Genomic DNA, 13,385 nt, shown 5'->3' with positions numbered 1-13,385 from the left:
TACTATAAAGCTTTAACTAACTGAAACATTGGAATCATGATAGCTAAATAAATGAACACAACGATCATACCTACACTTATAAAAAGAGCTGGTTGTAAAACATTTAAAAACGACATCACTTTTTCTTCGATTCTTAGTAATGTATATTGACTATAATGATACAATTCATTTGCAAGGTTTCCATTGGATTGTCCGTGAGAAATAACTAAGGCTAATTCTTTCTCGAAATAGGGTCTGGATTTAATAATTGCCTCTAAGCATTCCCCTGAAGTTAGCTGCTGACGAATACGAGCTGCTTCTATCTGAAAAAATGCTAAATGATACTGCTGCTCAAAAATTAACAGTGCTTCATTAATGGATAGGCCACCACTAAGTAAAGTACTTAATTGAAAAGAAAAATATTGGGAGTTTATTTGTGCTACTGATGAATGAAGGAACGGTATCTTACAAATGATATTCATTTGTAAAATAGGAGATTGTTTCTTGAAGAAGGTAAAGTAAAACGCTAACGATAAGATAAGGCCACACAATCCAATTAAAAAAATATAAGGTGTAATTGCGTACACATTATGCAGTATTGTTGAGAAAGTAGTTTTTGTTAATTTCATTGATTGATTTAATTGGTCAAATTGATTCAATAATACTTGTTGCACTGCCACAAATAATAACGACACTACGACGATTAGAAACACAGGGTAACGAATAACCTTAATAAACTTTTTATAATATGCGTCTTTTTTGGCTATAATTGAACTGCCTTCGAGCAATGCTTTTGCTAATTCACCTTGTTGCTCAGAAAAGTATAAATAGCTTAGTAAGTCCCTATGAAAGGATAAATGCTCTAATACCTCGTGAAGTAAGTAACCTTCTTTCATCTTTCCTATGCAATATTGTAAATCTTCTTGTTGTGATTTTGACAATTGTAAAGTGAGGAACTCAATACCTTGAGATAACGTATACCCTTTCTCTAGCAACTCACCTAACCTTCGACAAAATTGGGCTTGTTGTTTCAAATTCCATTTATTTTTCGATTTCATCTTTGTATACCCATTTATCGAATTCTTTAGTAGAGATAAATCCAAGAGCTATTGCTTTACTAATGATATCTTTCATTTTTTTATAACTATAGTCTACTGAATCTCCCTTAGCTTCATCAATCATTTTTGTTAATACTTTCCCGTACACAAACTCACTAATACTCGTTCTCCTATATGTGCGTAACGTTTTACAATATCTCGAACACTCCCCAGCACAAAATGGACATTTAATGTTCACCAACCTTTGAGCGGTAATTGCAATTAGAGTTTGAGATATGTCTTGTAATGGAACACCGAATTCTAACAGCCTATAAATGGCGCCTTTCGCTTCTCTTGTATGCATAGTGGTTAACACTAGATGTCCTGTAAGTGATGCTCGGACAGCAATTTTGGCAGTTTCTGCGTCTCGAATCTCTCCAACCATAATTACATCAGGATCATGTCGTAGTATCGCCTTTAGACCATTTGAGTATGTGATACCTGCCTTTTCATTCACCTGTACTTGGATGACTTTATCACTCCTTTTTTCAATTGGATCTTCAAGCGTAATAATGTTCCGATTTATTAGGTGTTGGGATGAATGAAGTAAAGAATATAATGTGGTTGTTTTCCCCGATCCAGTTGGACCTGTAAAAATGATTAACCCATGAGCATGCTTTAGTAAAGAAATTAGTTTTTTTGTCGTATTAGGGAAAAGGGTTAAAAAGTTGAGTGGATAAAATGAATCTGAAGGTAATAATCGAATAACGAGGCTTTCATTATTAATCGTAGGTAAGGTTGATAGCCGAAGTTGAAGGCTTTTGCTATTAATAATCATTGATAATGCACCATTTTGCGGCCTTCGTCTTTCACCAATGTCCATTCCTGCAAGAAATTTATAATGTGCTATTAATCGTTCACAAGTTGATTTACTTATCATTTCCTTTGCTGTTAGTTCGTTGTCTAGCCGAAATTGAATTAGAGCATCTTTCTTTCGAGGCATAAAGTGAATATCAGATACTCCCAAGTGTTGGGCTTCAGTTAATAAGCGATCACCAATTCGTTCAATCGCTGGCAAATGTATCGACCTCCTTTTTATATTGGTTCAAAAACATATTTCTACATAAATCTCCATTTCCCTTCTTTTTTTCCTTATAAAATTAAGATGTAAATTTAACTATCGGATGCTCCAGCTTAGCTTATTATGTAAGCATCAACAAGAGAAGAGCTTCACCTTTAGAAGTTGAACGATAAATAGCTATCTTGTTCACTCCACAATCAACGTAAATAAATAAGCTTGATCTGTCAATAATAACAAAATAATCAACAAATTGTGAACAATTTAGAACAACTAATGTTTACCACGTAAATAACATTTAAATGTATATACGCCTGTATTATAATGGAATTAAGATTCCATTGTTAGGAGTGAATTGTATGGAACAAACTTTAAAAATTACGAATGTATTATCTGATCCTACTCGTTATTACATCTATCAATATATAACTAAAAGACATAGCGAGGTAACAGTTCAAGAAATTGCTGATGAGTTTAAAATTCATCCGAATGTCGCACGTCTCCACTTGTCTAAGTTAGAAGATGTTAACATGCTTGTTTCAGAGGCAAAGAAGACGGGAAAAGGTGGTAGACCAAGCCGTTTATATCGTTTATCTGATGATGTGGTACAACTTTTTTTCCCATTTCGCGATTATCAATTATTAGCAAAAGTAGCCATACAATCAATGATGAAACTAGGTGAGGCTGGAAAAGAAGCATTATTTGATACAGGGAAAGCATTCGGTCAAGAAATAATCGATTCACAGCTTCACCCAAATGACACACAAACTACAGCACTGTCATTCGAACATAAGTTGAAAATACTAAAAGATTCTGCTACTACTTTAGGTTTTCACCCTGAATTTGAGCATAATGAAGATAAAACGATCATCTTTTTCCAAATCTTCAATTGTCCATTTAAAGAACTAGCTGATAAACATACTGACGCTATTTGTGGCATGCATTATGCTTTTTTACATGGAATGTTCGAAGTATTATTCAATAATGTAAAACTAATCGAAAAAGATAATATTATTCACGGCTGTGACTCTTGTTCATATCAAGTCAAAGTCACAAACTAGTATCAATCTTATGTTTACAATCGCCTGAATTGTACATTATAATATGTAAGTGGAATATAAGGGGATAAAGGAGGGACTTATACATATGGATCGTATGTTTCGTGTATTAGGGTTTTGGACAGGTATATTTGCTGTTATGTTTTATATTGGTCACATGGATGAAGTAGCATTGCTTTTCTTCGCTCAAACGGCCTTCTTTATTATTTTAGGTTATTTAAAACTAACTGAGCGCATGTATCTTTATATATTTGGTGCTTACTTAACAATTTTTTTCGCGGGCTTCACATACTATACTACATTCTTTATGGTACCTGGCGCAGGACATTAAGAGATTATAATCAAGAACAAAAAGCGATGGTTTTCCATCGCTTTTTGTTTTGATTATAACGAACTTTTTCATTTAAGATTTTAGAATACTTCCACATACTAAAGATACAACCCAGTGTAGAAGTATACCTATAATTTTTAACATTTTAACACATATAGTTTTTTTCCCAAGCTATATCCATGTTTTTTTGCATCATGATGACGTGAAAATATGAACTTATCCCGCCATCTAAAATTAAACTTCTTATCGCACGATTTCTTTTGCTAACTTCAGAAAAAGGATTCGTATCATTATTGTCTTGTAAATATTGTAATATACCAGCCTCAAGCAGGAATTGATCCTGCCTCAACATAGCGACTTCGGTAAATCCAGCCTTACGGTAGTAGTATTTAACGGCATCAAGATGAACGTGTGACGTGATGTCCATATTTCCTGGGTTTAATAGAGGATTATTAATGAGCTGATGACGGTGGTATCCTCTAAGACTTCCTCTCATATGAGCAGGATGTTGCCATTCTTTATGTGTATAGCCATAATCCACAGTATATACAACTGCTTGTTCTAGAGTGCTACTAAGTTCGTGGATAAAACTTTTCATCTGTAACGGAATTTCAAAGCGTTGACCATTAGTTAATTCAATGTTCTGTTCTTCTAAATATTTGATAATTTCTTTATTTGAAAGCGGTACGAAGTATTCTTCAATTTCGTTGTTATCATTTAGTGTCACCATAACCTCATGTAATTCCTCATTACGTTTTTCAATTACTTCTACTGGAAAAGCATCGAATAATTCATTCGTAAAAACAATCCCCTGATAAAAAGGATGATTTTCAATGAACTGTTGAAGATGTTCAAACTGAATCACTTTATCTTGTTCATTTATGAGCAGCTGCCTTTGCAGCTCACGATGATATGGACTAGTTTCAATCAATATATATGTAAGTTGCTCATACGTCTGGGGAGATCTTTCTTTCCATTCTTCTAGTACCGATTTTGCAAATCGACCACTACCTCCACCAATTTCAACAATTGTTGGGGACACTTTTTGCTGTTCTACTAAATCAATAAATATATTAGTAAACAAGACAGCAAAAACATTCGAAATATTACTACTCGTAATAAAATCACCTTTCTTACCGATCTTAGTTTGTTCTCGCATATAATAGCCATAATTAGGATGATACAATGCTAATTCCATAAATTGTGCAAAAGAAATCATCTTGTTTGGACTTGAACTAATCGCATCTTTAATAATAGTGTTCATATTCACCATAGTATTAAAACCCGTTTAAAAAAGGATTGCTGCTCATTTCAATTTCTATTGTCGTTTCAGGTCCATGACCAGCTAGCACAATCGTATCTTCAGGAAGAGATAATAATTTTGCATGAATGCTATCCAGTAATTGCTGATGGTCTCCACCAGGTAAATCAGTACGCCCTATACTACCCGCAAAGAGTGTATCACCAGAAAAAACCGTCTTAATACTTTCACAATAAAATGATAAACTTCCAGGCGAATGCCCTGGTGTTTCAAAAACAGTAAAATGAAATGATCCGATCGTTAGTTGTTGTTCCTTGTCAATGATTACGTCAGCAGGTCTATCACAAACAACAGCGCCTAATGAAAAAAATGCTGAACCATTCAATGAAGCATTTGTAAGCCAATCTTGTTCAGCTTTATGGATATAAACAGGGACACCCCACTTTTTTCTTACATCTTCAACAGCACCTATATGATCAAAATGTGCATGGGTAAGAACAATTGCTAAAGGCTGCAGAGATTTTCTTGTTAATAATTCATTAAAGGAATCTCCTTCACTTCCTGGATCAAAGATAATACACTCATTTTGTTCATTTCTAAGGATGTAAGCATTTGTTTGTAAGGGACCTAGCGGAATTTGCTCCCAATTCATCATTTTGTATTCCTCCATTGCAGTCATTCTAATCTTATTTTACACTAATTAAAGATGCTCAGAAAGATCGAAATAAGGTTGACTTTTAAGGAGTGTAGAAATTGATCACATATTATGGAGTAGAAATGCCGGAAGAAGTAGATGACTCTACTCATTTATTAGAAATAACAGCAATAATAAGTAACATTACCACTTTTGATTTTGATCAACAGCTGTTACTTTTTTCTGATTCAGAAGATGCTATATTAGCAAAAGAATATTTATTAACATATGATTATGATATAGAAGAGTACGTTTTATATCATGCAGAAAAAATAATACCAACTACTATTTTTACTGATTATGGATTTATATCTGAAAAAGGTAAATACTATATATACAAAGATATGGTTTCACCCTTCACAGTGAAAAGTGGTAAACCACAACAAATTGAAATGGCATTAATAGAAATAAATGAGTTTGTGGTTGCAATCGAGGATGGCCAGAAGATCATATATTTTGTTGATAAACAACACATCGAGTTAATATGTGGTATCGCTAAAGCTTATGACATAGAAGTGTCATTTTTTCATCTCGACAAATAAGATGAAAACGATTAAAATATAATAGGAATGTTTTGAGCCTTTACATATAAGCTAATAAGATCTAAAGGAGGCACAAAGATGGTACAGATGGGACTTGTCTTCATATTTGGGTTAGTTACAATTTTGGCAGCAATTGGAGTTGTTAGCTCACTTAAAAACAAAAATTTCCTAGGATTCTTTTTTGCTTTTGGAACAGTCGCTGTATTTGGTTTCTTTACTGTGATGACTGTTATTAATCATGGCTACCCTGCAGTTGCCCACTAAAAAGAGCTAACAAAATAATTAAACCATCGATCAAGTCAATCGATGGTTTTTTATTTTTTCACGTAAACTTTGTTGCTATAGTCCCTAATTAGAAGATAAAGGTATCGGGCTATAGAAGAAAATATGACACGAAATCTAGTTGAATACATGTGTATTTTATTATTACGAAAAACAATAATTTATGCCAAAACAGCCTTTATATAAAAGAAATTACTCGCAGAAAACTTATTATAGCTGAACAAGTTCATAGATATTTTTGTCATTAAGATTAATAATTTTTTCATTATAGTATCCATACAAACAAAGCTCACCATTTGGCGACATATTAATCGGTAGATTTGCTATATTTGACAAGATTGATTTTTTTTCACCAGTTAGTACGGAATAGGTAATTAACTCAAAATCATCGTGATAGCTATCATAATTACCACTACCGTATGGAGCAAACGTGATAAATTCATCCTTACTTTCAATAAAGTCAAAATAAGGGAAAAACCATTGTGAATAAAGAGCTAACAGCGGAATTTCCATTTGGGTCATTTTGTTAATAGGACTAACTTGATAAAAGGAATAATAAGCAATGCTGTCACCATCTGTTGTAATTGTCATTAAGAGATTATTTGTAGTGGCATACATCGAAACGTCCTCTATCAAATGCCGCCCTTGTTTCGTTTGTAGGTTTTGTTCATATAAAGGTGCCGAGTAAGATGGTTCATCTTGGTTCCACTTTAAATATGTAACTTCTTCAATTCCAGCCCATTGAATAAATGGTATATCTATTGTATTTTCTTGAACACTCTGTTTAGAAACATTTAACAAATAAGTTTCAAAGGACCAATCAGCAAAAAAAGTCGTTACATATAATAGCTCAGGATTATAAGGGTTCCATTCATAGTTTAATTCGTAAGAACCTGTAGCCCACTTGAATACCTCTTTCCCTTCCTTATCAACAATAACAAGCTCTGCCTCATACGTAGTCGGTAAAGTATGTAGCAAGAAATAACTTTGATTATGGTTCCCTTTTATTGTTGAAATTTCTGAGCTACTCTTATATAGTTGTTCCTTTTTCCCTGAGTAGATATTGTGCTTATACACAGTAGAACCTTCATTCTCGTTAGTAATATACAATATCGTCGTATCATCGTACCAATCCCCAACCGTTTGAATACTGCGTTCATCAACATCAATTGGTTGAATTGCTGAATTGGGTGTATACAACTGGTCTATTTTCCCTTTAGTTAGATCATTTACAAATCTTAATGAAGGCTGTTTATCTATCGTTTTTGTACCATTATTTATAAAACAACCAGTAACCACTGTTACAACTATGATTAAAGAAAAAACAAACCAAAACCAACGCATATTATCGTTCACCTCACCTACTTGTATATACGATTATGATGCGTGAATGGTTTCATTTCAAGAAGAAAACCTAAAAATCACATATACATAGAAGCTAGAAAGATTCCAACCGTTTTATTATAAATTTCATCAAACTGAGATAACGGCAATGGATTTATTCCTCTTCCAAGTTCTATAGTAAAACCTGATCTTCTCCACTCTTGGATAAACCAATCTTTGTAGCCTGCATGGCTATCAACGTACCGTACCGCTTTATATCCACTCGCTCTAACGAATTCTTTTACAATTGCTTCTGAGTATGGAGGCTCATAACCTTCATATCCCCAATAAATCTCTTCTCCTTGTGTATGGAATGCTAGCACTCTGTCAAAATTGCGGATTTCTGTTAGTTTTTCCATTGCTATTGCTTCAGGTTCTGTTAATGGGGCATCACCAGGATAATCTCGAGGAGCTGGTGCCTTTGGCTTTTTACGTTCTTTTTCAATTTCCCAATTTGCTGGATATTGATTATTAAGGTCAACACCTCTAATATTTGCTTTCCAATCAGAAAAATTCATACTTCCGTTATTTATTTGAACTACTTCAGTTTTATAAGGCATTTGGTTTGGTGGGCCGTTAATGACAAGATTGACACCATCAGGATTTACCATTGGGACAACTGACAGCATAACTGAATCATATAACTTCTGTGTTAAAATTCCACGAATGTACCCACTATTTGTGAGTGATAACAGATACTCATTTAAAAATTGCATAATTATAGCTGTTGTTATCCATTCATTCGCATGAAAAGAACCGTTCCAATGAACTTTTTTTGGACCTCTGCCAATGATAAGTTCTGGTATGTTTGAATTTAATACTGATTTCCCAGCTTCATTTAATTTAATAAATGGGTATGCCTTACATAGTTTATTAATATCTCTAACCAATGCTTGATAATCGTATAAGGTATTAGTATGGATGACACCATTTGAAATGAAAATAGGAATATAAATTTGTTGGCCAATATTTAACTTATTTGGATTTACGTGTTGATTTACGAGTAATAAGGCATCGGTTGCTAAATTAAACCTATGTGCAATATTCCAATACATGTCCCCTGGTTTAATTGTATATGGTCTTAAAGTAAAGCCTGGTATTTTCACCTCATCTCCAATAGACAAAATATTAGGCTTCTTATGTGGATTGGAATCAATGATAAGTTGCAGAGGAATCTGAAATAATTGGCTGAAATACCATAATGTATCACCTTTTCTTACCAGAACTTTCAATAGTAATTCCTCCTTATATCTTGTTACTACAAGGCTCTTTTCGTACATTTTGTGTTTATACGAAATTACCACAGTGAAAAGAAGTTTTATGTGACTATCATGAAAAGATATATTATAGACGTGTCCGTGTTTATTTATTAGTGTGGAAATAGCCTTTTTTAAACTTGTTATCGTGTTGAACTACATACGTTTATTGAGAAAAGCTTTTATGGGAATGTCATTGTTTATAGAAGAAAAAATGCCATAAGAACTAGTTATACGTGATAATTGTAGTAAGGGAAGCTATAACGAATGTGAAAACAGCCTAATACAACAATATGAGTATCAATAGTAAAACATGAATAAAAACGCTATGACCAACTTCATATGGCCATAGCGTTTAGTATTTCATTCGGTGTTTAATAAGCTCATTACTATTTTTCTTCTGTTAAATTTTCATTATAAGATGTTCCATCGTAAAACCTTAATAAATCCCCGTAGACAATGTTATCAGAGTACTCTAGCTCCTGCTTCGCTTTTTCTTCATAAGGCTCACACTTAGAACCATCCGTCTCTTCGCCTGTCTCTTTATCATAGCATGTAGATTTTGTATATACATAATCTTCAGTAATAAAGCTTCCATCTCTAAGCACAATAAAATCTAGTTTATCTTCTGAGAAAATATCAGATCCGAAGTGCACATCATCCTTCGTATCGACACCTAATAAATGCAGAAGTGTTGGCTTCACGTCAAGTTGACCTGTTACTTTAGAAATCATTTCTGGATTTTTATCAGTCACACCCGGTATATGAATAATGAATGGAACCTTTTGTAATTGTACGACATCTAACGGTGTGATGTCCTTCTCTAAAAACTCACCCATCGCTTTATTATGGTTTTCTGAAATACCATAATGATCACCATAAAACACGAGAATAGAATTTTCATATAAACCTTCTTGCTTTAATTGTTCAACAAAGCTTTTCAATGATTCATCCATATATCTTACCGTTGGGAAATAACGATTAAGTGTACGACTGTTTGACGTAAATTCATCTACCATTTTATCTTCTTCATCTAGCTCAAATGGGAAATGATTTGTTAACGTAATAAATTTTGTATAAAACGGTTGAGGTAATGTTTTAAGCTTCTCAACAGATTGATCAAAAAACTCAATATCTTTCAATCCCCAACCAATTGAATTTTCCTCGTTCACATCGTAATCTACTAATGAAAAGTAACGGTCATATCCAAGGTTAGGATAAATAACATCACGATTCCAAAAGCTTTTATTATTTGCATGAAAAACTGCGGAATAATAATCTTCTTCTTCTTTTAAAATCTCTGGTGTTGCACGGAACTCGTTTTCAGCATTCGTGAAGAAAACAGCTCCTCTACCTAAAGGATATAACGAGTTTTCAACTAAAAATTCTCCATCAGATGTTTTCCCTTGACCTGTCTGATGGTAAAAATTATCAAAGTAATAGCTTTCTTCAATTAAATCATTTAAAAATGGTGTAATTTCCTCGCCATTAATTGTTTCGTTAATCACAAAGCTTTGCAAAGATTCCATTGAAACCATAATGACATTGCGATCCTTTGCTATGCCAAAAAGGTCTTCATCTGGCTCTGTGTAATTTGCATTTAAATAGTTCTCAATTTCAACAAATTCACTGCTGTCTGCAAATGCTCTTTGTGCTTTTGTTTTTGACGTTAACACAAGATCATATATGTGATAATTGTACGACCCGATATTTTTCACAAGCATTTCACGATCAAATGTACGTGTTAACAACTGAGGACGTTCTGTTTCTGCAAGACCTAAGTTAAAAAATACAACTGCTGCGACCATTAAAAAATATGCCCTACGTTCTCTGTTTGTAAAAGTTGTTAGTGATGTACGTAAATTGTTTTTACGCATAATGAAATATAAGATGAGCACATCTACAAACATAAAAATGTCAGTCACATGTAATAACTCAAAGATACTATTACCTAAATCTGCTAGATTATTAGCTTGAAAGAGTAAAGGTATCGTAATAAAATCTGTAAACTCTCGATAATACATTACATTTGCGAATAGGATAAAAGAAACAATAAAACTCGTAATAAGAATATATCGATTACGTCTTTTTTCTTTAATAAACAGTGCTATACCAAATACAATGAGTAAAAAGCTTAATGGGTTTATAAAAAGAATAAATTCTTGCTTCCAAGATTCAATTTTAATATCAAAACTAGTTTTATAGACAATATATGTCTTAATCCATAATAAAACTGTTGCTATAAGAATTATAGACATTTTTGACAATGATGATTTTTTCATACTGAATTCCTCCCTAGATCATTGCATATCTAATGGAAAATTTTTTGTATTTTTTTACATTTATAGGCTATTAACAAAAACAACTAATGGTTATCTTAATACTTTTTTTACTAAAATGCAAATTAAAATTAACTATCTACTGTTAAAATAATCTTTTTATCTTATTCACCGGTTACTATAATTAGACGAATGAACTAACAAAAAGTTTCATGTACTTTTATATTCAGAATTGTTCCAATAATAACACAACCTAGATGAACCATCTTTCGACAGCTTTTATGTTGCGCTATTTACGCTGTTGCTGCGCTAACTTGTGTGTAGCCATACAATGACATAAAAGCGTTCGTGGTAGCTGTTCTTATCAACGGTCAAATCTAAAAACATAACATCCTTCTACTTAACAGTTAACAAAGGTTATAAAAAATAGCCTAAGTATAATAAACATGACAAGTTAACGAGAAATCAATGTTAGTAAGAAATGCAAATTCAACTGAATATAAATGAACTGTAACTCTAATCCTTTAAAGAAAGTTAAATGTGTACTAACAGTTATAGTACAGAATATACAATACTTTGTCTTACTCTTCTTGTCAATGGGTATATCTAACACATCGACATTCAACTATCTATAATGAGTGTAATATACTTGTATTACATCTTCTATCGTTATAGATGTCATTTTCCTTACAATGTTGTCACATAAATGAAAACAATGGACTCCTTTCTAGGTGAAAAAAAGTCGTTTTACTCAACCGTTTTGTAAAAAAGATGCTATGAGCACTAAGATACTAGGTTCAATTTTCAGTTTGTAAAGCATCAATCAATGTAATAAAGGAGAAACAAAAAAAGGTTGACAATGTGTCAACCTTTGCGTTTTCCCCTATTGTTTATACATTCTTTTTTACTAACCATGCAGCTCCAATTACCCCGGCATCATTTCCTAAAGTAGCTAAAGAAATAGATACACCTTGTGCTACCCTTGGAAAAAGAAATTGATTGAATTGTTCAGTTACTTTATCCACTAAAATTGCGCCTGCGTGTGATACACCGCCGCCAATAATTATTTTTTTAGGGTTTAAACCATTTGCTAAACTAGCTAAAACAAATCCTAGATGAAAGGCCATATAATCAATTACTTCGAGTGCCAATTGATCTCCTTCTTTTGCCGTATCAAAAACTAGTTTTGCTGAAATTTGTCCTTGCTGTTCTGAAAGCTCTCTTAATTTACTAGGAACGGTTGTTTGTTGAAGTTTTTCCTTAGCTACGCGAACGATTCCAGTTGCAGAAGCAATTGTTTCAATACACCCTTTTTTTCCACAGCTACATAAAGCACCATTTTCTAGTACAGAAGTAATATGACCAATTTCTCCACCTGCACCATTTATACCGTGGACGAGTTCACCATTAGCAATAATACCTCCTCCAACTCCAGTTCCTAACGTAACACAAATTAAGTCTTCAGCTCCTCCTCCTGCTCCCTTCCACATTTCACCAGCAGCAGCATTATTTGCATCATTATCGACAATAACGGGAAGGTCTGTTATCGCTTCCAAGTGACTTTTTAGAGAATAATTTTCCCAGCCTAAATTTCCAGCTACGTATACAACACCTGTTGCTGTATTTACTGGACCAGGAGCACCTACACCAATTCCAATTAAATCTTTTCGAGATTTTTGTAGCAGTGCTAGTTTATTATCTATAGCCTGCGCTATATGGTTTACTATATGTTCTCCATTGTCAGAAATATCTGTAGCAATTTCCCATTTTTCAATAATATTCCCTTCATTATCAACAAAGGCTAACTTTACTGTTGTTCCTCCAATATCTACGCCAACATACCATTTATTATCCATTCTATCTTTCATTCCTTTTATTAAATAAGTTTATCAATCGATACTACAAGAACTTTCTTTAAATGTATAAAAAATAATTACTTTATACGTTTTATGCCCCGTCTTTCAAACGTTGAACTTCTTGACGAAGTAACAGTAGTGCCATCTGGTAGTCCTTTACATCTACAAGCTGTGATTGATATAGCTCTTTTAATTCAGATTCCATTAATTCAAGATCGGCAATTCTATCACCAATGTATATTATTGTACCATATTTTTTTAATAATTGTTGAACGTCATACAATGTCCTCATAATAATTATCTCCTAACGTCAGACTATTTCAAATCACTTGTACATCACTTACTTTAT

Annotated in this window: 13 protein-coding genes; 4 read left to right on the top strand and 9 right to left on the bottom strand. The window is 33.1% G+C overall.

Going from position 1 to position 13,385, the window contains the following annotated elements:
• Positions 1–2 precede the first annotated feature (2 nt).
• The gene (comGB, locus tag V1503_RS16045; protein ID WP_410628175.1) at positions 3–1,037 is read right to left on the bottom strand and encodes a competence type IV pilus assembly protein ComGB; all 1,035 of its coding nucleotides are present in this window, start codon (positions 1,035–1,037) and stop codon (positions 3–5) included.
• Positions 1,021–2,094 carry a competence type IV pilus ATPase ComGA gene (gene comGA / locus V1503_RS16040; RefSeq protein WP_320256858.1) on the bottom strand — a complete coding sequence of 358 codons (1,074 nt, stop codon included), beginning with the start codon at positions 2,092–2,094 and terminating at the stop codon, positions 1,021–1,023. The genes comGB and comGA overlap by 17 nt, the downstream gene beginning before the upstream one ends.
• 359 nt (positions 2,095–2,453) lie before the next feature.
• Between comGA and V1503_RS16035 the strand changes: the two genes are divergently transcribed.
• The gene (locus V1503_RS16035) at positions 2,454–3,155 is read left to right on the top strand and encodes a helix-turn-helix transcriptional regulator (RefSeq protein WP_214480249.1); all 702 of its coding nucleotides are present in this window, start codon (positions 2,454–2,456) and stop codon (positions 3,153–3,155) included.
• 85 nt (positions 3,156–3,240) lie between these two features.
• Complete coding sequence (locus tag V1503_RS16030; RefSeq protein ID WP_214480250.1) at positions 3,241–3,483, top strand: DUF2626 domain-containing protein; 243 nt, start codon at positions 3,241–3,243, stop codon at positions 3,481–3,483.
• A 145-nt stretch (positions 3,484–3,628) separates the two neighbouring features.
• Here the strand turns inward: V1503_RS16030 and V1503_RS16025 are convergent, their stop codons facing one another.
• Positions 3,629–4,756, bottom strand: a complete 1,128-nt coding sequence (locus tag V1503_RS16025; RefSeq protein WP_410628172.1) for a class I SAM-dependent methyltransferase — start codon at positions 4,754–4,756, stop codon at positions 3,629–3,631.
• A 4-nt stretch (positions 4,757–4,760) separates the two neighbouring features.
• Entirely contained in the window at positions 4,761–5,396 is a 636-nt protein-coding gene (locus V1503_RS16020) for an MBL fold metallo-hydrolase (protein WP_410629454.1), read from the bottom strand.
• Between the two features lie 101 nt (positions 5,397–5,497).
• Here V1503_RS16020 and V1503_RS16015 point away from each other — a divergent pair, with 101 nt between their 5' ends.
• Positions 5,498–5,980, top strand: a complete 483-nt coding sequence (locus V1503_RS16015) for a hypothetical protein (RefSeq protein ID WP_410628171.1) — start codon at positions 5,498–5,500, stop codon at positions 5,978–5,980.
• 87 nt (positions 5,981–6,067) lie between these two features.
• Positions 6,068–6,244 carry a DUF2759 domain-containing protein gene (locus V1503_RS16010; protein ID WP_214480445.1) on the top strand — a complete coding sequence of 59 codons (177 nt, stop codon included), beginning with the start codon at positions 6,068–6,070 and terminating at the stop codon, positions 6,242–6,244.
• Between the two features lie 228 nt (positions 6,245–6,472).
• Here the strand turns inward: V1503_RS16010 and V1503_RS16005 are convergent, their stop codons facing one another.
• The 5 genes from V1503_RS16005 to V1503_RS15985 all read right to left on the bottom strand — a co-directional run bounded on the left by V1503_RS16005 (position 6,473) and on the right by V1503_RS15985 (position 13,328).
• The gene (locus tag V1503_RS16005) at positions 6,473–7,606 is read right to left on the bottom strand and encodes a YqgU-like beta propeller domain-containing protein (RefSeq protein WP_214480252.1); all 1,134 of its coding nucleotides are present in this window, start codon (positions 7,604–7,606) and stop codon (positions 6,473–6,475) included.
• 77 nt (positions 7,607–7,683) lie between these two features.
• Positions 7,684–8,877, bottom strand: a complete 1,194-nt coding sequence (locus V1503_RS16000; RefSeq protein WP_320256854.1) for a M14 family metallopeptidase — start codon at positions 8,875–8,877, stop codon at positions 7,684–7,686.
• 413 nt (positions 8,878–9,290) lie between these two features.
• Positions 9,291–11,183, bottom strand: coding sequence for an LTA synthase family protein (locus V1503_RS15995; RefSeq protein WP_410628168.1), 1,893 nt, complete (start codon positions 11,181–11,183; stop codon positions 9,291–9,293).
• 887 nt (positions 11,184–12,070) lie between these two features.
• Positions 12,071–13,036 (bottom strand): ROK family glucokinase, encoded by a 966-nt coding sequence (locus V1503_RS15990; protein ID WP_410628163.1) that lies wholly within the window; start codon positions 13,034–13,036, stop codon positions 12,071–12,073.
• 91 nt (positions 13,037–13,127) lie between these two features.
• Positions 13,128–13,328 (bottom strand): YqgQ family protein, encoded by a 201-nt coding sequence (locus V1503_RS15985; RefSeq protein WP_214480255.1) that lies wholly within the window; start codon positions 13,326–13,328, stop codon positions 13,128–13,130.
• Positions 13,329–13,385: the final 57 nt, after the last annotated feature.

This window comes from Nanhaiella sioensis, from assembly GCF_046557775.1.
In the GTDB taxonomy this organism is placed as follows: Bacteria; Bacillota; Bacilli; order Bacillales; family SM2101; genus Nanhaiella; species Nanhaiella sioensis.
Note: the sequence above shows the minus strand (reverse complement) of the source record. Positions and strands in the feature narration are given on the sequence as shown.